Source organism: Phaeodactylibacter xiamenensis, from assembly GCF_965229835.1.
Lineage (GTDB): Bacteria > Bacteroidota > Bacteroidia > Chitinophagales > Saprospiraceae > Phaeodactylibacter > Phaeodactylibacter xiamenensis.
Window position 1 is genome coordinate 4,291,784 of record NZ_OZ245931.1, and the last position, 21,896, is coordinate 4,313,679.

14 protein-coding genes are annotated in these 21,896 nt (G+C 54.6%); 10 read left to right on the plus strand and 4 right to left on the minus strand.

What is annotated here, in order from left to right; all coding sequences use genetic code 11:
• Positions 1–23: 23 nt before the first annotated feature.
• Positions 24–1,955 carry an OmpA family protein gene (locus tag ACO08I_RS16355; RefSeq protein ID WP_421946501.1) on the plus strand — a complete coding sequence of 644 codons (1,932 nt, stop codon included), beginning with the start codon at positions 24–26 and terminating at the stop codon, positions 1,953–1,955.
• Position 1,956: 1 nt separating this feature from the next.
• Here ACO08I_RS16355 and ACO08I_RS16360 read toward each other — a convergent pair whose 3' ends face one another.
• The gene (locus tag ACO08I_RS16360; RefSeq protein ID WP_421946502.1) at positions 1,957–2,373 is read right to left on the minus strand and encodes a molybdenum cofactor biosynthesis protein MoaE; all 417 of its coding nucleotides are present in this window, start codon (positions 2,371–2,373) and stop codon (positions 1,957–1,959) included.
• Positions 2,374–2,493: 120 nt separating this feature from the next.
• Here ACO08I_RS16360 and ACO08I_RS16365 point away from each other — a divergent pair, with 120 nt between their 5' ends.
• From ACO08I_RS16365 to ACO08I_RS16390, 6 genes are all read left to right on the plus strand, one after another.
• On the plus strand, positions 2,494–3,192 hold the full coding sequence (locus ACO08I_RS16365) for a metallophosphoesterase family protein (protein ID WP_421946503.1): 699 nt from the start codon (positions 2,494–2,496) through the stop codon (positions 3,190–3,192).
• Positions 3,189–3,734: an RNA 2'-phosphotransferase gene (locus tag ACO08I_RS16370; protein WP_421946504.1), complete on the plus strand. Its 546-nt coding sequence runs from the start codon at positions 3,189–3,191 to the stop codon at positions 3,732–3,734. The genes ACO08I_RS16365 and ACO08I_RS16370 overlap by 4 nt, the downstream gene beginning before the upstream one ends.
• A gap of 102 nt (positions 3,735–3,836) precedes the next feature.
• Positions 3,837–4,925, plus strand: a complete 1,089-nt coding sequence (locus tag ACO08I_RS16375) for an efflux RND transporter periplasmic adaptor subunit (protein ID WP_421946505.1) — start codon at positions 3,837–3,839, stop codon at positions 4,923–4,925.
• A gap of 8 nt (positions 4,926–4,933) precedes the next feature.
• On the plus strand, positions 4,934–8,020 hold the full coding sequence (locus ACO08I_RS16380) for an efflux RND transporter permease subunit (RefSeq protein WP_282778309.1): 3,087 nt from the start codon (positions 4,934–4,936) through the stop codon (positions 8,018–8,020).
• Between the two features lie 36 nt (positions 8,021–8,056).
• Entirely contained in the window at positions 8,057–10,846 is a 2,790-nt protein-coding gene (gene polA / locus ACO08I_RS16385) for a DNA polymerase I (protein WP_421946506.1), read from the plus strand.
• 19 nt (positions 10,847–10,865) lie between these two features.
• Positions 10,866–11,315 carry a DinB family protein gene (locus ACO08I_RS16390; RefSeq protein WP_044218296.1) on the plus strand — a complete coding sequence of 150 codons (450 nt, stop codon included), beginning with the start codon at positions 10,866–10,868 and terminating at the stop codon, positions 11,313–11,315.
• On the opposite strand, the gene ACO08I_RS16395 is transcribed toward ACO08I_RS16390, so the two are convergent.
• The 3 genes from ACO08I_RS16395 to proS all read right to left on the minus strand — a co-directional run bounded on the left by ACO08I_RS16395 (position 11,290) and on the right by proS (position 17,207).
• Positions 11,290–12,405, minus strand: a complete 1,116-nt coding sequence (locus ACO08I_RS16395; protein ID WP_421946507.1) for a ThuA domain-containing protein — start codon at positions 12,403–12,405, stop codon at positions 11,290–11,292. The genes ACO08I_RS16390 and ACO08I_RS16395 overlap by 26 nt on opposite strands.
• A 9-nt stretch (positions 12,406–12,414) precedes the next feature.
• The gene (locus tag ACO08I_RS16400) at positions 12,415–15,540 is read right to left on the minus strand and encodes a PVC-type heme-binding CxxCH protein (RefSeq protein ID WP_421946508.1); all 3,126 of its coding nucleotides are present in this window, start codon (positions 15,538–15,540) and stop codon (positions 12,415–12,417) included.
• Between the two features lie 173 nt (positions 15,541–15,713).
• Positions 15,714–17,207 (minus strand): proline--tRNA ligase, encoded by a 1,494-nt coding sequence (proS, locus tag ACO08I_RS16405; RefSeq protein ID WP_044218301.1) that lies wholly within the window; start codon positions 17,205–17,207, stop codon positions 15,714–15,716.
• 227 nt (positions 17,208–17,434) lie between these two features.
• Between proS and ACO08I_RS16410 the strand changes: the two genes are divergently transcribed.
• From ACO08I_RS16410 to ACO08I_RS16420, 3 genes are all read left to right on the plus strand, one after another.
• Entirely contained in the window at positions 17,435–18,910 is a 1,476-nt protein-coding gene (locus tag ACO08I_RS16410) for a hypothetical protein (RefSeq protein ID WP_421946509.1), read from the plus strand.
• A 130-nt stretch (positions 18,911–19,040) separates the two neighbouring features.
• On the plus strand, positions 19,041–20,567 hold the full coding sequence (locus tag ACO08I_RS16415) for an OmpP1/FadL family transporter (RefSeq protein WP_044218305.1): 1,527 nt from the start codon (positions 19,041–19,043) through the stop codon (positions 20,565–20,567).
• A gap of 83 nt (positions 20,568–20,650) precedes the next feature.
• The gene (locus tag ACO08I_RS16420; protein ID WP_044218308.1) at positions 20,651–21,865 is read left to right on the plus strand and encodes a metal-dependent hydrolase; all 1,215 of its coding nucleotides are present in this window, start codon (positions 20,651–20,653) and stop codon (positions 21,863–21,865) included.
• Positions 21,866–21,896 lie beyond the last annotated feature (31 nt).

A 21,896-nucleotide genomic window follows, 5' to 3' on the forward strand; every position in this document is an offset into this window, starting at 1 on the left:
AGTAGAGCCAAAATAATATTTCTATGCGCCTGCTTGTCGCTGCCTTGCCGATACTGTTGACCGTCTCCCTCTACGGACAAGACTACCTGACCGTAAAGGACCTGAATAAAAAAGCGGAAAAACAATACGAAACTGTTCAAAGCCACATCAATGCCGGTCAAAATACCGCTGCAATCGAGGTGCTTGACAAGCTTTTGCAAAAGGAGCCCTCCTTCATCGATGGCCACCTCATGCAGGCCGATCTCCACCTCAGGCAGCGCGCTTTCGCGAAAGCAGAATCGGGCTTTGAAACGGCCCTGCGCCTCGACAGCACCTATGCACCACTGGCCTACTACCTGTTAGCCCAAGCCGAGTTTGAACAACAAAAATATGCAGAAGCCCAAGTCCATCTGAAAGCCTACTTCGCTACCGGCAAGGCACCCCAAAAGCGCATGACCGAAGCCCGGCAGTTGCTCCGAAGCGCGGAGTTCGCCGCCGAAGCAATTCAAAACCCCGTACCCTTCAACCCACATCCCCTGCCCGCTACCATCAATACCGATCGGCCTGAGTACCTACCCTCCATAAATGCCAATGGCGAATTCCTGGTGTACACCACCCGCACCACACCCCGCAACGAAGACATCTTCATCAGTCAGCGGCAGGACTCCACCTGGGGCCCGGGCCAACCCCTCGAAGCCCTCAATACGCCTTTCAACGACAGCAGCCCCAGCCTCTCCGCCGATGGGCGCGCCATGGCCTTTGCCCGCAACGACCGCAGTGGCAATTTTGACCTTTACTATGCCCGTCAGGAAAACGGCACCTGGAAGGACCCCGAACGCCTGCCCGCTCCCGTCAATACCGGAGGGTTCGAATCTCAGCCCGCCCTTTCTGCCGATGGCAACCTGCTTCTGTTTGTAAGTGACCGGGAAGGAGGCTTCGGCCGGCTCGACCTCTGGGCCACCCGCCGCGATCCCGATGGCTCCTGGCGCGACCCGCAAAACCTGGGCGATATGATCAACACGCCCCTCAACGAACAGGCGCCTTTCTTCCACCCCGATGGGCAAACCCTATACTTTATGTCCAAAGGCCACCCGGGCATGGGGCAGTATGACCTCTTCCTGGCCCGCCTCAAACCCGATGGCGCCTGGGGCCGCCCCTACAACCTGGGCTATCCCATCAACACCGCCAATAACGAAGGGGCACTGATTGTAAGCCTGGACGGCAAAACCGCCTACTTCGATACGGACCAGCTCGGCCCCACAGCCCGCACTCAGGAAATGGGCAATGCCGATCTATACACCTTCGACCTTTACCCGGATGCCCGCCCACAGCCTGCCACTTACGTGGAAGCTATTGTTCGGGACGCATCAACCAAGCGCCCGCTCCGGGCAAAGCTGGAGTTTGTCCGCCTCAATACTCAAAAAACACACCAACAGGGGCTAACCGATGAGCGCGGGCAGTTCCTCGTGGTCTTGCCCATGGGGCAGGACTATGCCCTCAATGTGAGCAGGGAAGGCTACCTCTTCCATTCGGAAAACTTCGCCCTTAGCGAGCTGACAGACCTGACGGAGCCTTACCAACTCATTATCGAACTGCGCCCGGTCCCGAAAACGGATATCTCAGTGGAAAAACCCAGCGCGCCTGTGGTGCTCCGCAATGTATTCTTTGCTTCCGGCTCCGCAGAGCTCAAGCAGGAGTCTATCCCAGAGCTCAACCAGCTCAAGTCTTTCCTGGAGGACAACCCGGAACGGGGCATTATCATCAATGGCCATACCGATAATGTGGGGGAGGAAGCGGACAACCTCGCCCTGTCCGAAGCCCGGGCCAAAGCCGTACGCGACTACCTGGCTTCCCATGGTATCAACCCCATCCGCCTAGGCTACAAAGGCTACGGGGAAAGCCGGCCCATTGCCACCAATGAGACGCCCGAAGGCCGCGCCCTGAACCGGCGTACGGAATTTGAAATTGTAAAATAATTCAGGGGTGCGCTGCCACCCACACTTCCCCGTCTTCAAAGATTTCCTTCTTCCAGATGGGCACCGTTTGCTTTAGGGTATCAATGGCGAATTCGCAGGCTTCGAAGGAGGCTTTGCGGTGAGGGGTGGAAACAGCAATGATCACGGCAATCTCGCCCAGCTCCAATGTGCCCACCCGGTGATGAAAGGCAATTTTCTCCACCGGCCACCGCGCTTTGGCCTGATCGGCAATTTTCTGCATTTCCTTAATAGCCATAGGCTTGTAGGCCTCAAAGTCGAGGCGGAGCACGCGCTTGCCTTGCGTGTTATCGCGCACCGTACCAATAAATACATCAATAGCGCCAGCGCTGTGGCTGCCTACAAAATCAATGCACTGCTGCGGCTGAAGTGGCGTGTGTAGCAATTGTATATCGGTCATAAAACTGCTTTTCTAAGACTACTTTTGAAATTCGCTCCAACAGCAAATTCCAAAAAAGTCTAATCATTTCGGGAACGATTTCACCCTCGTGGGCGGTTCCTTTCCAAAAGTAAGAAAATAATGCCCCAATTTGCCATAAGCGACATCCACGGCTGTGCCAAAACCTTCGATGCCCTGCTGAACGAAATCCAGCTTAGCCCCTCCGATGAGCTATTCCTCCTCGGGGATTATATCGACCGCGGGCCGGACAGCAAAGGCGTAATCGATAAAATCCTGGCTCTGCAAAAAGATGGCTACCGGGTGCAGTGCCTGATGGGCAACCACGAGGAAATGTTGCTGGAATGCCTGAACCCTGCTGCTTTTGGCATGGCCGATTTATGGCAAAAAAATGGCGGTAACACCACCCTCCAAAGCTTTAGCCTGCCCGAAAATGCCAACCCCATGCATATCCCCAAGCTGTATCTTGATTTCATGCACCGGCTGCACCTTTACCTTGAGGTGGGCCCTTACCTTTTGGTCCACGCCGGCCTGAACTTCAAAGCTCCGGAGCCTTTGCAGGATCTGAATGCCATGCTTTGGATCCGTGGCTTTTATCGGGACATCAACTACGACTGGCTCGATGGGCGCATCCTCGTGCACGGGCATACGCCGCAAATTACAGAGGCTACCGAGCTGCAGCTCCAAAGCCTGCCCGAAAAGCAAGTGATCAATATCGATACCGGCTGCGTATTCAATAAGCATAACCGGGATACACTCACCGCCTTCAACCTCACCGACCAAACCTTAACTTTCGTAAAAAACCAGGAAACCCGGCCATGACACCTCAGGACTACAAGCAAATCAGCAAAAAACTAAGCCTGCTCCTACGCCATAAACCGGAACTTTACCACCTTGAGCTGGACCCTCAGGGCTGGTGTGGGGTGGACGCTCTGCTCGCCGCCTTCCGTAAAAACGGGCACCCGCTCGACCGGATGACGCTGGAAGCTGTAGTTACTCAAAATGATAAACAGCGCTTTGCCTTTTCCACGGATGGAACACGCATCCGGGCCAATCAGGGGCATTCCATTGCCGTACAGCTGGAGTATGTACCTCAGGAACCGCCCGCAGTACTTTTTCACGGGACCGCCACCCGTTTCCTTGGCAGCATCTATGAAAAAGGGCTGCTAAAGCAACAGCGGCATCATGTGCATTTGTCACCGGATGTAGAGACCGCCTCAAAAGTGGGCGTCCGGCATGGCAAATTAGCCCTGCTAAAAATTGATGCGGCCCGTATGTTTGCAGACGGGTATTCGTTTTTTTGTTCAGAAAATGGGGTGTGGCTTACGGAACAGGTGCCGCCTGCCTATATACAACCTGCGTAATCTCCCGCACCTCCACAACTAATACTACGGGGAATGGGTTAACCTAAAACAACTTAACACATTGTGCTAAAAAAAGCACAACCCTAAGAATGCCCTGTTGCTATGTCAAGAAAAGCCACCCGCATCGCGGCCCTGCTGGCCATCGCCCTGTTAGCCGCCTTATTTTTCTTTTTCCAGGACGACATCCTGGGTAAAGATCAACCTCAAAAAACAGTTGCTGCTGAAACTGCGGCCCAACCGGAAGCCCCCCCTCAAACTCCAGTTGAAGCGATGGTCACGCAGGCAACCTCGCTGCGCGACGCCATTTCCGTCAACGGTTCTACCGTGCCCAACGAAGAGGTCGCCATCACCTCAGAAGTCGCTGGCAAAATTACCAGTATCAACTTCCGGGAAGGAGACTATGCCAAAGCCGGGCAGGTGCTGGTACAACTGGATGACGATGAGCTGCAGGCCGAGCGCAAACGCCTCGTCGTCCAACGACAGCTTAACGAGAAAATCGCCGAGCGCCTCAAAGCCCTCTACGACAAAGAAGGTGTAAGCTTGCAGGAGTACGAAGTGGCCGCCGCCGAAGTGGAAAAAACAGAAGCCGATATTGCACTGGTAGATGCACAGTTGAGAAAACGGGTGGTCCGTGCGCCTTTCGCAGGGCGTCTTGGTCTGCGCATGGTTTCTGAAGGCAGCTACCTTTCTCCGGGCACGCCCATCGTTAGCCTGGTGAGCATCAACCCCATCAAGCTGGAGTTTGACGTACCGGAAAAGTACAGCCGGGCGATTGAAACCGGAGGCCAGGTGAATTTCCGCCTTGATGGCAAAGAAAATAGCTTTCAGGCTACCGTCATCGCCAAAGAGCCTAATATTGACCCGGAGACCCGCACCCTTCGATTTAAGGCACAGGCACCCAACCCCGGCGGCAACATCCTGCCCGGCGCTTTTGCCGATGTGCAAGTGGAGCTGGAGGAGTTTGCCGGCACCATTCTGGTCCCCACTCAGGCTATCGTCCCTGAGCTCAACGACAAGAAGGTATTCCGCTATGAGAATGGCAAAGCGCAGCCAGTCGTCGTAACCACCGGCATCCGGCAGGAGCGCAACATTCAAATCCTGGAAGGGCTTAGCGTGGGCGATACCATCATCACCACAGGGCTGCTGCAAATTAAGCCAGGCGCCCCTGTACGTATTTCCAAGTTAAATTAACCACACCTATGAGCCTGTCATCTCTAAGTATAAAGCGCCCTGTACTGGCATCCGTACTGTCTATTGTAATTGTACTCTTCGGCCTTATCGGGCTGACCTACCTGGGCGTGCGCGAGTACCCAAGTGTTGACCCGCCTATCATTACCGTTACCACCAACTACGTAGGGGCCAACGCAGATATCATTGAGTCTCAAATCACTGAGCCGGTGGAAGAAGCCGTGAATGGTATTGCCGGCATTCGCTCCATTACTTCCGTTAGCCGGGACGGGCGAAGCACATTAACTGTAGAATTTGATCTCGAGGTAGACTTGGAAACCGCTGCCAACGATGTGCGCGACAAGGTCTCTCAGGTTGTGGGCGAGCTGCCCCCCGATACCGATCCGCCCGTAGTCTCTAAAGCTGATGCCGATTCTGATCCCATCATTTTCCTCAATATACAAAGCGACCAACGCTCGCTGCTTGAGCTCACCGATATCGCGGAGAATGTCTTCAAGGAGCGCCTTCAGACTATTAATGGTGTGAGTGAAATACGCATCTGGGGCCAGAAGAAATATGCCATGCGCCTGTGGATTGAGGCAGAACGGCTGGCGGCCTACGGGCTTACCCCACTGGATGTACAACAAGCCTTGCAACGTGAAAATATAGAACTCCCCTCCGGCCGGGTAGAAGGAGCCAACACAGAGCTCACCGTACGAACACAGGGCAGGCTCACCACCCCTGATGAATTCAACAACCTCATCCTGAAAGAAGAAAACGGCCGCATTGTCCGCTTCCGCGATATCGGCTACGCTGAGCTGGGGCCGGAAAACCTCCGTACCGTACTCAAGCGGGATGGCGTGCCTATGGTGGGCAACGCCATCGTACCGCAACCTGGGGCCAACAATATCGAGATTGCCGATGCCTTCTACGAACGCCTGGAGCAAATCAAAAAAGACCTGCCCGCTGATATCCAACTGGGTATCGGCTTCGATAAAACGCAGTTTATCCGCGACTCCATCGATGAAGTGGAGCAGACCATCTATGTCGCATTCGGGCTGGTGGTCATGATTATCTTTTTGTTCCTGCGTGACTGGCGGACTACCATTATCCCGGTCATTGTCATTCCCATTGCCCTTATCGGTGCCTTCTTTGTGATGTATGCCGCCAATTTCTCCATCAACGTGCTCACACTACTGGGCATCGTGCTCGCCATCGGGCTGGTGGTGGATGACGCTGTGGTCGTCCTCGAAAATATTTACACGAAAGTGGAAAATGGCATGACGCCCCTTGAAGCGGCTATGAAAGGCAGTGAAGAAATTTTCTTTGCTGTTATTGCCACTACCGTAGCGCTGGTTGCCGTTTTTATGCCCGTCATCTTCTTGCAGGGCCTTACCGGGCGCCTGTTCCGGGAGTTCGGCATCGTCATCGCCGGAGCCGTGGTCATCTCCTCCTTTGTAGCCCTCACCCTTACGCCCATGCTGTCGAGCAGTATCCTGAAAAAGCGCGAACGGCAGCCTTGGTTTTACCGGGTTACCGAGCCCTTTTTCGTTGCCCTTACCAAAGGCTACCGCAACACCCTGAATGGTTTCATGCAGGTCCGCTGGCTGGCACTGGTCATCATGGCAATCTCAGGCTGGGCCATCTACACCATCGGGGGCGGGCTGCCTCAGGAACTGGCACCCCTGGAGGACCGGAGCCGTATCCGGGCTTTTGCCCGTGCTCCGGAAGGCTCCACCTTTGAATACATGGATGCCTACACCAATGACCTGGTGGAAACAATGGTCAAGGCCATACCCGAGAGCGAAGGGGTGATTTCCGTAACCTCTCCCGGCTTTGGCGCTTCCACTTCCGTGAATTCCGCTTTTGCCTTTGCCGTCCTGGAAGATCCTCAGAAACGGGAACGCAGTCAGACCGAAATTCTCAATGCGTTGCAGCCTGAAGTCAGCGAACTCACCGGCGCTCTTACCTATCTCAGCGAAGAGCAGAGCATCGGCAACGGCCGGGGTGGGCTACCGGTACAGTACGTACTGCAGGCCCCCAATTTTGAAAAGCTCAAAGAGACCCTGCCCCGCTTTGTGGAGAAAGTCAAGCAGGACCCGACCTTCAGCTTTGTGGATGTCGACCTGAAGTTCAACAAACCGGAGCTCAACATCGAAATCAACCGGCAGAAAGCCCGGGACCTGGGTGTTTCTGTACTGGATATTGCTCAGACGCTCCAACTGGGGCTCAGCGGGCAGCGCTTCGGGTACTTCATTATGAATGGCAAACAGTATCAGGTCATCGGGCAGATACAGCGCGAGGGGCGGGACGAACCCATTGATGTGCGCTCCCTTTACGTGCGCAATGATGCTGGCAATATGGTACAGCTGGATAACCTCGTCACCCTGGAAGAGCAAACCACTCCACCGACGCTGTTCCGCTTCAACCGCTTTGCTTCTGCTACTGTATCCGCTGGCCTGGCGGGCGACAATACCCTGGGCAACGGTATCGAAGCCATGAACCGCATCGCAGCGGAAACACTGGACGATGGCTTTTACACTACCCTGACCGGTACCTCCCGCGATTTTGCGGAAAGCTCCTCCAGCCTTGTATTTGCTTTTACGCTGGCACTGGTACTCATTTACCTGGTACTCGCAGCACAGTTCGAAAGCTTTATCGATCCGCTTATCATCATGTTTACCGTGCCCCTCGCGCTGGCAGGCGCCGTTTTGTCCCTGATGCTTTATGAGCAAACGCTGAACATCTTCAGCCAGATTGGCATTATCATGCTCATCGGGCTGGTGGCCAAAAACGGTATCCTTATTGTGGAGTTTGCCAATCAGCGGAAAGAAGCCGGGCTGAGCCGCCTGGAAGCCATCAAGGAGGCTGCCGAGGCACGTTTCCGGCCCATTCTCATGACGAGCCTGTCCACCATATTGGGCGTATTGCCGATTGCCCTGGCGCTGGGTGCCGGGTCTGAAAGCCGGGTCTCTATGGGTATCGCTGTCATCGGCGGGCTGGTCTTTTCGACGGTGCTGACACTCTACGTGATTCCGGCCATTTATTCCTATCTTTCCAGCAAAGAAGCCAAACGCACCAAGCGGGAGGAACAACTCAAGGCACTGGAAGAAGTGTAGGGAAAACTGAAAAGCTAAAAACGCAGACGAAAACGAATGGCAGACGAAAAAAAACTCTTCTTACTGGATGGTCACGCTCTGGTCTACCGGGCGCACTTTGCATTCATCAACCGCCCACTGATCAATTCCAAGGGGGTCAATACCTCGGCCGTCATGGGCTTCACCCGGACGCTTTGGGACCTCATGCGCGATCAGAAGCCGACCCACATCGCTGTTGCCTTTGATTTATCCACCCCCACTTTCCGGCATGAGATGTATGAGCCCTACAAGGCCAACCGGGAGGAACAGCCGGAGGATATCGTCGTCGCCATTCCATACATCGAAGCCATTGTAAAAGCCTTCAACATCCCTATCGTCACCGTAGATGGGTACGAAGCAGATGATGTGATTGGCACCCTGGCCAAGCAGGCCGAAAAGGAAGGCTTCCAAGTCTATATGGTGACGCCGGACAAGGATTTTGGGCAGCTCGTATCCGATAATGTCTTCCTGTACAAACCCTCTCGTCAGGGCAATGGCGTGGATATCATGGGCGTGCCGGAGATCCTCAAGAAGTGGGATGTGGAGCGGGTCGAGCAGGTCATCGATATGCTGGGGCTGCAGGGCGATGCTGTGGACAATATTCCGGGCGTACCGGGCATTGGCCCAAAGACCGCCTCCAAGCTCCTGTCACAATTTGGTTCCATGGAAACCCTGCTGGACAGCACAGACCAGCTCAAAGGCAAACAAAAGGAACGCCTGGAAGAACACCGGGAGCAGGCCTTGCTGTCCAAAAAGCTGGCCATTATCGAAACCCAGGTACCCATTCAGTTTGATGCGGAGGCCTACAAAATCGAGGGGCAGGACAATGACCGCCTCGCCGAGCTGTTCAAAGAACTGGAATTCCGAAGCCTGGCCAGGCAGATACTGGGAGAGGACCAAGTACCGCAGGAAAATGCACAGGGCGACCTCTTCAATCAGCAGAGCGAAATCAAATCGGAGGTCAAAGCACCACCAGCTCATTCTGTAGCCGACAAAAATATCGGCAATACCAAGCATGCTTACCACCTGGTAGATAGCGAAGAAAAACGGGCTGAGCTCCTTCAGCTCCTGATGGAAGCCAGTAGCATCTGTTTCGATACAGAAACGACCGGCATCGATGCCACACAGGCAGAATTGGTGGGTATGTCCTTTTCTGTGAAGGCCCACGAAGCCTATTATGTGCCCGTGCCGTCAGGCTATGAAGAAGCGACCCGCCTGGTGCAACAGTTCAAAGCAGTGATGGAGGACGAAAACATCGAAAAGGTCGCCCAAAACCTCAAGTACGACGCCCTCATGCTCCGTAGGTACGGCGTGGAAGTCAAAGGGCCTTACTTCGACACCATGATCGCCCACTACCTGCTGGAGCCCGAGCTGCGCCACAATATGGACTACCTCTCGGAGACCTACCTCAAGTACCAGCCGATTGAGATCGAAAGCCTCATCGGCAAAAAGGGCAAGAAGCAAAAGACCATGCGCGACCTGCCGCCGGAAGAGGTGAAAGACTACGCAGCCGAAGATGCCGACATCACCCTTCAGCTCAGAGATTACCTGGCGCCTAAACTGGAGGAAGAAGGCTTTCAAAAACTATACGAAGAAATTGAAGCGCCCCTGGTGCGCGCCCTGGTCAATATCGAGCACGAGGGCATACGGCTCAATGCCGACTACCTCAAGTCTTATTCCAAAGAATTGGCTAAGGAAATCGATCAGCTGGAAAAGGAAATCCATGAGGATGCTGGCACCGCATTCAACGTGGCCTCCCCCCGTCAGGTTGGGGAAGTCCTCTTTGAGAAGATGGAGCTGCCTTACCGTTTCAAAAAAACCAAGTCCGGACAGTACTCCACCAGTGAAGAGAAGCTGGCAGAACTGGCCGGAGAGTACCCCATCGTTCAGAAAATACTGGACTACAGAGGCCTGACCAAGCTGAAATCTACCTACGTGGACGCTCTGCCTAAACTCATCAATCCGCTTACCGGGCGCATCCACAGCTCCTTCAATCAGGCGCTAACCGCTACTGGCCGGCTGAGCTCCAACAACCCTAACCTGCAGAATATCCCAATTCGGACACCGCAGGGGGCCCGGGTGCGGGAGGCGTTTATCCCGCGCGACGAAGACCACGTCCTTCTTGCCGCCGACTATTCTCAGATCGAGCTGCGCCTAATCGCAGAGATGAGCGGGGAGGAAGCCATGCTCGAAGCCTTTAAGTCGGGGAAAGACGTCCACTCTGCCACCGCCGCCCGAGTATTCGACGTCCCCTACGAGGAGGTCACAAGAGAACAGCGCTACCGGGCTAAGACCGTCAATTTCGCACTCATCTACGGGGCGGGCGCTACGAACCTGTCCCAGCAATTGGGCATTAAGCGCAGCGAAGCCAAAGAACTGATCGATCAGTACTTCAGCCGCTACCCGGACCTGAAAGGCTACATGGACGGTATTGTGGAAAAAGCCAGGAAGGACGGCTACGTCAAAACCCTGATGGGCCGCCGCCGCTACCTGCGCGATATCGACTCCCGAAATGGAGTACTCCGCAGCCACGCCGAACGCAACGCCATCAACACCCCGGTACAGGGTACGGCCGCGGATATGATCAAGATCGCCATGGTGCGCATCAACGATATTTTTGAAAAAGAGCAATTCAAGTCAAAGATGATCCTGCAGGTGCATGACGAACTGGTCTTTGATGCCCACAAGTCAGAGCTCGACACCATCAAGCCGATCATTGAAGAGCATATGGTCAACGCCATCCCTAACCTTAATGTGCCTATCCTGGTAGAAATGGGTGAAGGGAAGAACTGGCGGGAAGCTCATTAATAAAAACGAACCACCAATTATGAATTTGTCCACCACCCGCCAAACCCGGGCCAACTTCATCCGGCTGCTTTCCGGCATGAGCCTTGAAGCTGTTAACCACATCCCGGAAGGCTTCAATAATAACCTGATCTGGAATTTCGGGCACATCATTGCCACACAACAGCTGCTCACCTATAGCTTATCCGGGCTGGAGCCCAAAGTAGGAGAGGAAATACTGGCAGCGTTCCGCAAAGGAACAAAACCGGAAAAAGTGCATACCACGGCCGAACTGGAAGGGCTCAAAAGGCTTGCCGAAAGCACCTTGGACCAGCTTGAAGCCGACTTGGAGGCGGGCCTGTTCCAAACATTCGAATCCTATCCTACCAGCTATGGGGTAGAACTCACTAATATTGAAGAAGCGGTTGCTTTCAACGCATTGCACGAAGCCCTCCACCTGGGCTACGCTATGGCATTGAAGCGGGCACTCTAAGCTGCCGCTCCTGCCAGTACGCATCATCGTGAAATTGGAAAGCTGTGGGCTGGTAATCGCCTATGGTATCCACATTCGAGGCTTCCGGCACCGGCTGCCCGGTCAGGTAAAAAACAGCATTCACCAACAGGCGGCGAAACTCCTCGTCGAGCATATCCGTAGAGGCGCCCATCGTGCAGGCGAAGGCTTCCCCAGCTTGCCCGCCCGGTAACTGGTAGGGCTTCAGCCAGGCTACGGGCATCATCGGCTGATTGGGATTGTAGAAACGCCCGCTCGCCGGATTGGTAGAGGCAATCGCCCATTGGTCTTCCCGCATGCCGTACATCACATCAGACTCATCGTAACTCCTGGTATTATCTGTCACCTGCCCGTAAAGCAGGGGTGTGGCTGTACTGTCCAATGGCCCGGACAAACCATACACATCCGTAGGGCCCCATATTTCACCCGACTGAATACCATTGAGCACGGGATGCTTCGCCGCCTCCCGTGGAATGATGCCCCGTGTACTTTGGTGCTTGTGGTGCCCGTGGTGGCTGTGCCAGTTGGTGCCCAGCACCAGTTGCCCGAACCCTCCGTGCCAGGCCTCCTTCTCTCCCTGATAATAATTGCCCCAATGACTCCATGGGCTGAGCGTATCCCTGAACCGGAACGCATGGGTGGCAGTACGAAGCCCAATAACCGGTTTCCCTGCCTCCAGGTAAGCTTTGAAATACCCCATCTGCTCATCGGGCAGCTCCCTGAACCGGGTGAAAAGCACCAGCAAATCTGCCGCTTCCAGCTGCTCCAGCCCCGGAATATGGTAAACGTAGTTGGGATTGATGATGCCGGGCTGCTCCGGATGCTGGGCAAAGAGCACCGTACAGTCAAAGCCGTGCCGCTGTGAAAGTATTTGGGCCAGTTGGGGCAGGGCTTCCTCCGAACGGTATTCCTCGTCCCCACTCACCAGTATGACCCTAGGCCGTTCTGTAGCGCTGGCAGCAGACCGGTAGGTCGTGTAGAGGGGAGGAGGGGCTTCGGGTGTTCCCGGGGCTTTTTCTCCGGCGCAATTCCAGAGCAGCAAAGTGGACAATAACAGCAGCGTATGCTTCATGGTTTGTTTCTATTTTGGGTGTTGGCCCAGCAGCTCTGCCGGGCGGTAAAAGCCTTTCTTTTCAGCAACCACAGCACGTACCCTTTTAACCTCTGCCTGAGCTATGGGCGTAGCGCTGTTGCCAAAGGCATTGCGTACGTAAGATAACACATCTGCGATTTCCTTGTCGCTCAATAAGCCCTCAAAAGCGGTCATAGGCACCTGCCCGGGATAGGTTTGCCCATTGACCTCAATGGGGCCGTGCAGCCCTTTCAGCGTTAGCTTGATCAGGCGCTCCTTGCTGCCTGTTACCCATTCTGATCCGGCCAGGGGCGGGAATCCGGAAGCGGTAAGCCCTTTACCATCCGGCTGATGGCAGGTAATGCAGGAGCCTTCGCGTTCGTACACCTGTTGCCCGGGGCTAAGGGTAGCTTCAAGGCCCGCTGATGCAACGGGCCTATCGGTGTAGAGGCGTTCGCGCAAGATGGCATATACCGGTTCCATCCACTCATCCACGGCTTCCTGTTCGGCACGTTCCAGCACAGACCGGGCAACGGCAGGCTCCAGCCATGAAGCGGCTACGACAGCCTCCAGGCGCACCCGCCCATTTGGGTCACCGGCACATGCTAACAGCAAGTCTGCCTGATCGGCTACCTGATGCCCGGTATAACGCAAAACGCGCACCGCTGCTGCCCGCACCCGGTCATCTTTGGCCTTGAGCAACTGCCGCAGCAGAGGTTCTTCTACCTGATTGAGCCCCCAACTGACCCAAAGCGCTTCGAGTAGATGTCGTTCGTACCCGGCATCCAATGTGTCCAAATTTGCTGCCCACCTGCGCAGGGCGGGCAGGACATTTGCAGGGTTTCTGCCTCTTAGTTCTCGGCGGGTCCGATAACGAGTGCGGTACTCCGGCAGCTTAAGGTTCTCCAATAAGGTGGGTACAGCTGCTCCGGCGATTTCGGCGGGGCTGACGAAGGGGCGGCCCGGGCAAGTCACCCGGTAGATACGTCCGTGGGCATGGTCGCGCAGGGGGTCGCGGGCATTATGCTGCATGTGGCCGATAAGGCGGTTGTGCCAGTCCGCAAGATATAGGGAGCCATCGGGCGCAAATTCCATATCGACAGGCCGAAAGTGAGGATCAGAAGACTGCAACAGGTCTTGCCGGTGGCGGCTGCTGTACCCGGTCCCGGCTTCCAGCATTTGGTGCTGCTTGGTGCCCAAAAAACCAATAGTATTGTTGATGAGCAAATCGCCCTGTACCTCATCTGGAAAATGGCGGCTCGATACAAATTCCAGGCCCGAGGTGGGGCGCACCCGGTGAGCCGCCTCAATGATATTAGCGGCCTTGGGGCTGGCTTTTCCATATACCGGTGCAATAGTGCCTGGTGACATCCACCGCACGTCCGGCCCGGAGGTTTCGGCAAAGAAGGGCTGTCCCCAGGTATCAAAAGCGATACCCCATGGGTTGGGAATGGCCAATTGCGCGGTGCGCTCCAGGCGATGCCGGGCGGGATTGTACCGGTAAAAGCCGCCGTTAGTGCCACGGACAGTGCCGTACACTGTTTCTACGTTGGTGTGCAAAAACGTGCCCTCCCCCATGAAAATGGCGCCGGAGGGGTCCGCACAAAATGCGCTAATGGCGTGATGCGTATCGTGGTCGTCAAAACCGCTAAGCAAAATTTCCCTCCGATCTGCCCGGTCATCCCCATCCGTGTCCGTCAGCAGTACCAGGCTGCTGCCTTGAGAAACGTACACCCCTTCCGGGGCGATTTCAAACCCTATGGGCAGGTGCAGCCCATCCGCAAAGATGGTCTGCCGGTCGGCTTTCCCATCCCCGTCCGTATCTTCCAGGATGATGATTTTGTCGTTGGGGCGCTTGTCGCCGGGCTTGTAATGCGGGTAGGAAGGCATCACGGCCACCCAAAGCCGGCCTTTGTTATCGAAAGACAGTTGTACGGGATTAGCGAGGTCTTCGAATTCCTTTTCAGAGGCAAACAGCTCTACTTCGTAGCCAGGGGCTGCCGTCAGCGTAGCCTCTGCATCAGCGCCATATTGGTAAGGCATTAGCCCATCGGCTGGTTTAAAATTGGTCTCTACCGGAGGAAGGGAGGGCGTACGGGCATCTGCGGTTTTCAGTTCATAGGGCTCGCCCTGTAACAGCTTCCAGATAGCCGTATCTCTCACTGCCGTCATGGCGCGGATTTTCCGGATTTCTGCCGGGTAATTGTCCGGGCCGTAGGGTTCGTAGCGGCGGCCGTACACATGCACGCTGTTGGGAATTTTGTAGTCGTTAGCCCAAAACCAGTTTTTGTCCTGCACGGCTTTCCGGAGGATGTCGGGCTCGACGCTGATTTCCGGGCTTTTGCCAAAGAGCTGATCGGTCAGGTAGCTGGCTACGCGCTGATTGCCTGCATCATTTAGTTGCAGCCCGTCGATGGTCAGGGGCTGCCCTTCGGCATACCATGCTTTGGAAGGCTCAAAAAGGTCGACGACCGGTACGCCTTCTGCCACTGCGACCTCCTGAATAGCATTAGCATACAGCGACAGCATGGCATTTTGGCGGTGGCCTTTCGGCAAATCAGCAGTAGCGGAAAGGTCCTGAATAGCGGTGGGCGTCACCATGACTAGTTGGGGCGGGTGGCTATTATTATAAACCTGCCCAAGCGTATGCCGGATAAAGGCCCGGAGCTCCGCTTTGAAAGTGGGCAACCGGCCCGGACCAAACTGTGCCGCGTTATGCCCCCAGAATGCCAGGATGATGTCAGCATTGAGGGTATCGAGCCATTCATCAGGGTAGGGGAAGTGCCCCTCGCTGTGGGATGGGTTGGCCAACTCTTCGTAGTAAGCTTCAGCCCCCGGAAAAGCCCAGGGCGTATTGCGTGCCGGATGAGGACGGAACCCCGGCATATCACCGCCGTCGCAGAGGTTCCGTATAAACAAAAGGCTATCAGGGTGCCGCAGGTGGAAAGCCGCCTCAAGGTGCCCGTAGTGCAGCATACGGGCACAAATATTACCGCCAATGATGGCGATGCGGCTGCCTTTGCTGACGGTGACTACGGGTTGTGGGCCGGGGCTGCAAGCGCTCAGGGCAATGCCCAAAAGGAGGACTAGTGCAGTCGGACGAAGGGAAAGGAAATTATGGAGTGAACCGGGCATGAGTATGGCTTGAAAGGCACCATTGAGCAATTTTGAATGTATTAGCCAATGCTGCGCTGAGTATTAAGGACTTCTCGAAAAATAAGAAGAAAAAAATGGATGGCAAATAAATGAAAACAGGGCACCTCCCCACTCATTGGAAAAGCGCCCTGTTTGATGGATAAAACGTTTTTTTAGTATGCCTTGGCAAACAGTACCCGCTGCCCGGAAGGCTTACCGGTGAGGACACACTGCCCTTCTTCTTTTTCATTATCGAGTGGGATGCAGCGGATCGTAGCTTTGGTCAGCTCCTTGATCTTTAGCTCTGTTTCGGTAGTGCCGTCCCAGTGAGCAGAGACAAAGCCGCCGCCCCAGGATTCGATTTCAGCGTTGCCATTGCCGGAAACCGCTTCCTTAAAATCATCGAAGTTGTCCACCTTCGTGATATTGTCGTCGCGGAACTGTTTCGCCCGTTCGAAAAGGTTGTTCTGAATTTCGGCCAGCAGATTCTCGATATATGCCGCTGCCTCGTCAATAGGCACGAAGGTCTTCTCTTTGGTATCGCGGCGGGCGATTTCCACCTGGCCTTTTTCCAGGTCGCGCTTACCGATGCCGATGCGGACTGGGATGCCCTTCATCTCATGCTCAGCAAACTTAAAGCCTGGACGGTTCTTTTCGTCATCGTCAAACTTGACGCGAATGCCGCGGCCGCGCAGCGCTTTCATTACTTTTTCTGCCGCCTCGCCGATTTCCGGACCGGGCTTTGGAATAGGGACAATGACCACCTGCGTAGGTGCAAGTTTCGGCGGTATTACCAGCCCATCGTCGTCGGAGTGGGTCATGATCAGGCCACCGAGCAGACGAGTGGAAACGCCCCATGAAGTCGCCCAAACGTACTCCTGCTGATTCTCCTTATTGAGGAACTTCACATCAAAAGCTTTGGCAAAGTTCTGCCCCAGGAAGTGGGAGGTACCTGCCTGCAACGCCTTGCCGTCCTGCATAAGTGCCTCAATGGTGAAGGTCTCATCCGCTCCGGCAAAGCGTTCATTGGCGGTCTTAATGCCCTTGACAACTGGCATGGCCATATATTCTTCCGCAAATTCGGCGTAAACCCGCTGCATTTGCAAGGCCTCTTCCATCGCTTCTTCGCGGGTGGCGTGAGCGGTGTGCCCTTCCTGCCACAGGAACTCTGTGGTGCGCAGGAACAGGCGGGTCCGCATTTCCCAGCGCACTACGTTGGCCCACTGATTGATCAGCAGAGGCAGGTCGCGGTAGGAGTTGATCCAGTCCTTGTAGGTATCCCAGATGATAGTCTCGGAGGTGGGGCGCACAATGAGCTCTTCTTCCAGCTTCGCATCCGGATCGACCACCACACCGTTGCCATTAGGGTCATTCATCAGGCGATGGTGGGTAATTACCGCACACTCCTTCGCAAAACCCTCAACGTGCTGCGCCTCGCGGCTGAGGAAACTTTTGGGGATAAACAGCGGAAAATAGGCATTCACATGTCCGGTCTCCTTGAACATCCGGTCGAGCTCGTCCCTCATATTTTCCCAAATTGCGAAGCCGGTGGGCTTAATCACCATGCAGCCTTTCACTTTAGAGTGGTCAGCCAGGCCTGCCCGCTTCACAATATCGAGGTACCACTGAGAGTAGTTGTCTTTTCGCTGAGTAATTGCTTTAGCCATAAAATTGTCTTATTATCCGCTGTTTTAACAGGATTTAACCGTTTGTATACCGTACTTTTGTTCCGCAAAAGCCCGTTTTAACAGTTGTTAATTCGCGATTAGCCTTTATTTAACAAGGTGCAAACGCGGTTTTAAAGGGGCTTTAACTAAAAATTAGGCACAAAAGTAATAAATTACGTGTTGTAAGAAATAAGAGCGCAACGGTAATTACATTAAAAACAATTTTTATGAAAAGCTATAAGATATCGCCTTTGTTGATCGCCCTGTTCCTGGTCTGGGGTATGGGCGATATAGGCGCGCAGTACGACGATCTTTACTACAATCCGGATACGGACGGCGCTTACTATGATTATGGCAACAGCTTTAATGATGGTAATGCCTCCACCTCCGACCGGAATAACGACGAATACTACGACGATGAGTATTATGATTATGAATACACCTCCCGGATTCGTCGCTTCCACCGGTCCTATCAAGGGTTTGGATTCTTTGATCCGGTCTACGTAGACTACGCCTATTTTGATCCTTTCTTTAATCCAGCCACTACGTTACTGATCTATGATTCGCCCTGGCGTTGGAACAGGTGGAATCGCTGGAACAGATGGAACAGATGGAATAACTGGGGCCCTGGTATCAACATCAATGTTGGTATTGGTTTCGGCAACACCTGGGGCTGGAGCAGCCCGTGGGGCTTTAATGCCTGGAATTCCCCCTGGGGCTTCAACCGCTGGAATTCTCCATGGGGTTGGAATGACTGGGGCTTCAACAGCTGGAACAACCCATGGGCATGGGGCGGCGGTGTCTACTGCCCACCAACCTGGGGCAACGGCTTCGCCTACAATACAGTAAATAATGTGACCATCAATAATAATAACAACGATGGCAGGGGTACCTACTATGGTCCGCGTACCAATGGTTCTGTGAACCGGCCAAGCCAGGCCCGCCGGGACATCGGATTGCAGCAGGATGGCCGTACGCCGACTACCGCAACACCGAAAGATGTAACGGTAAACCGGGCAGGAGCATCTCCCCGCACTGCGGAAACAACTCCCAACCGCCGGAGCGATCAGAATCCTAATGCAGCGCAGGTCAGCCGTACCTACGAGCGTCCGCGCACCTATGACCGGTCACCTACGACTACCGTGACGCCGGAGCGTTCGAGAGCCGTAACCAGCCGTAGCAATGCACCACGGACTTCCACCCGAACCCGTACGGCAACGCCTCGCGACTATAACGCACCGCGCAGCAGTGGTACTTATGACCGCAGTGGCAGTACGCCACGCACCTACGACCGTGGCTCGGGCAATAGCCGCAACTCGCGGACCTATTCCACACCACGTAGTAGCCGAAGTTACGACCGGGGCAATAGCAGCAGTGGGAGCAACCGTACTTATACGCCACGCTCCGACCGCAGCAATTCCTCACGGAGCTATACGCCGCGCAGCAATTCCAGCTCGCGCAGCAGCCGCAGTTACTCGCCAAGCAACAACCGGAGCTCACGCTCCTACACGCCCCGCAGTAACAGCAGCTCTCCGAGCAGAAGCTATTCTTCGCCAAGCAGAAGCAGTAGCCGGAGTTACTCTTCGCCAAGCCGGAGCAGCAGCAGCAGAAGCTACTCCTCTCCAAGCCGAAGCAGTAGCAGCAGCCGAAGCAGCGGCAGCAGCAGCCGGTCTTCCAGCCCAAGCCGGAGCCGGGGAAACTAGTCTGACCAATATTGACTTCGTTTGACGAGCGAGAGAAGGGGTGGAGCATACCGATGAACTGGTCCCACCCCTTTTCTTATGCACCGCACTTACGTCCCTCTCTACTTGTTGACCAATAAAAACTATCCTAATGAAGTATACGATCGCTTTTGCAGCCCTTCTCTTCTGCTTTAGCGGAACGATGTGGGCACAAAACTTTTCGGACGCGCTGCGCCTTTCCAATTTTCAGGTAGGCGGCACCGCCCGCTCCATCGGAGCCGGCAGTGCAATGGGCGCTATGGGCTCTGATTTTTCCGTCATGAGCACCAACCCTGCCGGACTAGGCTGGTACCGGGGCTCAGAATTTGTTATTTCTCCGGGCGTCTTCAATTCCAGCACCACTTCCAGGCTGCTCAATGATGACAACAGCACAGGCATTGAAGAGAACCGCGCTAATTTCAATCTGAATACCTTCGGCGTGGTATTCGCTAATGCCAATACTAACCGCGACTGGCGGGCAACTAACTTCGCCATTGGCGTGAACCGGCTGGCTAATTTCCATCAGGACTTCTACTTTGAAGGCTCCTCGCCCGGCTCTATCGTCAACCGGTTCCAGGAGCAGGCTAACAGTGAAGCAGGGTTTTCTGATTTTGAGTCCGGACTGGCTTTTGATGTAGGGGCACTGTATCAAATTGGTGGTGATGATTTCTACTCCTCTGATTTTGATAACACCCCCAATGCCAACGTCTTCAAGCGGCAGGATGTCTTTACGAGTGGAGCCATCAACGAGTTTGTCTTGTCTTTTGCCGGCAACTACAAAGATCGGCTCATGATCGGTGGTACAATTGGTGTGCCCATCATCCGCTACGAAGTCGATAAGGAATACCGGGAGGAAGACCGGGGGATGGAAGCGGATGGCAATATTCCATTTTTCAACGCGCTGACGTATAATGAAAACCTGTCCACAAGTGGTACCGGTATCAACCTGAAACTGGGCGCCATTTACCGGGCCAACCAAATGCTGCGCCTGGGTATGGCTGTACATTCGCCCACCTTTATGCGGCTGGATGATGTATACACGGCAAGTATGGGGTACAACTATACGGATCAGGAAGGCGACTTTAATTTCACTTCACAGTCGCCGGATGGCAGCTTCGAATACCGCCTGCAGACGCCCTGGCGCTTTATAGGCAGTGCCGGGTTTATCATCAATAATGGCAGCCTTAAGCCTGCCAATGGTAACCGGGAGCTGATGGTAAGAGTGCCACGGGGCGGATTTATTTCTGCTGAGATTGAATACCTGAACTATGGCGAAAACCAGTTTCGCTATGATGGCTTTGGCGATGCTGAAAGGGAAGTCAATGCTGCAATTGCTGAAGAGCTGACAAGCGCCTGGAACCTCCGCCTGGGCGGTGAGTATGCCTATGACCAATTCCGGGTGCGCGCCGGTTACACTTTGCAGCAATCACCGTTGCAGGGCGACGATACCACCAACAGCATCATCAGCGCAGGCCTCGGGCTGCACAAAAAGACCTTCTTCCTGGATATGGCCTACCGCCGGCAAATGAATGAAGCCCTCTACGCACCTTACCTCACTTTTGATGCCCCCGAGCAACTGGTAGAACAGCAAGCCAACCTTGGGCAAATCGTATTTACTCTTGGCTTTAGGTGGTTTTAACAACTAACGTCCTACCAGGGTGTTTGTAAGGCATAACCAAAAAATACGACACAGGAGCTGCGCCGCAGCTCCTGTTTGCTGATATGGATTCACTTACACAAATCACGCTGGGCGCTGCCGTAGGCGAGGTGGTGCTCGGCAAAAAAGTCGGCAACCGGGCTATGCTCTGGGGCGCAATTGGGGGTACCGTCCCTGATCTTGATGTCTTCGCCAATATGGTCACAGATGAGATCAGCGCGCTGGCTTTCCACCGGGCGATCACGCATTCCTTTGCCTTCGCCGCCCTGGCGCCTATTATTTTGGGGGGGCTGGTGCACCATATCTATAAAAGGCAGCGGATCGGGCAGGCACTTGGGCTGTCTACCGCCCTTATTTTTCTCATGATTGCACTGGGGTCTGTGACGATGCCTGCCCCACCGCTCGAAATTCTGAAAGTGGCCGGTGCCATCACGGCAGCAATCCTGTTTTTTCCGCTGGCCAGCTGGGGCGTACAGGCCATCCGGGGAACCACAGACCACCCCTGGGCAGCTACCTGGCGCGACTGGAGCTGGTTGTTCTTCTGGGCGATTTTCACTCACCCGCTACTGGATGCCTGTACCACCTACGGTACGCAGCTTTTTCGGCCCTTTTGGGATTACAGGGTGGCTTTCAATAATATTTCGGTAGCGGACCCCGCCTATACCTTACCTTTCCTGCTCTTGTTGCTCACTGCATTTATTGCGGGCAGAAAACGTCAGGCGCTGCGCACCCGCCTCAATATAGCCGGACTCGTAGTGAGCAGCTTGTATCTGGCCTTCACCTTTGCCAACAAATGGCACATCAACCGGACCTTCGAAGCTTCTCTCCAACGGGAAGACATTCCCTACGAGCGCTATATGACGTCCCCGACCATCCTAAACAACCTGCTCTGGCAGGGGATTGCGGAGGGAGACACCGCTTATTACCACAGCCTGTACTCTATCCTGGATGAGGAGGCCGTGTTTAAAGGCTTTACTGTTATTCCCAAACAGCATGAGCTGCTCCGTCCTGCCGAAGGGTCCCGTGACCTTGAGGTGCTGCAGTGGTTTTCCGATGGCTACTACTGCGTATTCGAGCGGGGCGATACCGCACTGCAGTACAACGACCTCCGCTTTGGCTCCCTTAATCAGTCGTTTGAGAAGCCTTCCGACTTTGTCTTCCACTTCATTCTGGAGCAGGACGAAGACGGAGAATGGCATGCCCGTCAGGGACGGGAGCAGCCCCGGGATATGGATCAGGCGTTTAGTAAATTGTGGAACCGGATGATGGGAAGGAAGTAGATGCCACTAAATAAAAAGCTGGCAGTATTGC

Coding starts and splice junctions, on each gene's coding strand:
- ACO08I_RS16415 (WP_044218305.1), top strand. CDS start 19,041: ATGAAGTATACGATCGCTTTTGCAGCCCTTCTCTTCTGCTTTAGCGGA.
- ACO08I_RS16410 (WP_421946509.1), top strand. CDS start 17,435: ATGAAAAGCTATAAGATATCGCCTTTGTTGATCGCCCTGTTCCTGGTC.
- ACO08I_RS16365 (WP_421946503.1), top strand. CDS start 2,494: ATGCCCCAATTTGCCATAAGCGACATCCACGGCTGTGCCAAAACCTTC.
- ACO08I_RS16375 (WP_421946505.1), top strand. CDS start 3,837: ATGTCAAGAAAAGCCACCCGCATCGCGGCCCTGCTGGCCATCGCCCTG.
- ACO08I_RS16400 (WP_421946508.1), bottom strand. CDS start 15,540: ATGCCCGGTTCACTCCATAATTTCCTTTCCCTTCGTCCGACTGCACTA.
- ACO08I_RS16420 (WP_044218308.1), top strand. CDS start 20,651: ATGGATTCACTTACACAAATCACGCTGGGCGCTGCCGTAGGCGAGGTG.
- ACO08I_RS16370 (WP_421946504.1), top strand. CDS start 3,189: ATGACACCTCAGGACTACAAGCAAATCAGCAAAAAACTAAGCCTGCTC.
- ACO08I_RS16355 (WP_421946501.1), top strand. CDS start 24: ATGCGCCTGCTTGTCGCTGCCTTGCCGATACTGTTGACCGTCTCCCTC.
- ACO08I_RS16390 (WP_044218296.1), top strand. CDS start 10,866: ATGAATTTGTCCACCACCCGCCAAACCCGGGCCAACTTCATCCGGCTG.
- proS (WP_044218301.1), bottom strand. CDS start 17,207: ATGGCTAAAGCAATTACTCAGCGAAAAGACAACTACTCTCAGTGGTAC.
- ACO08I_RS16380 (WP_282778309.1), top strand. CDS start 4,934: ATGAGCCTGTCATCTCTAAGTATAAAGCGCCCTGTACTGGCATCCGTA.
- ACO08I_RS16395 (WP_421946507.1), bottom strand. CDS start 12,405: ATGAAGCATACGCTGCTGTTATTGTCCACTTTGCTGCTCTGGAATTGC.
- polA (WP_421946506.1), top strand. CDS start 8,057: ATGGCAGACGAAAAAAAACTCTTCTTACTGGATGGTCACGCTCTGGTC.
- ACO08I_RS16360 (WP_421946502.1), bottom strand. CDS start 2,373: ATGACCGATATACAATTGCTACACACGCCACTTCAGCCGCAGCAGTGC.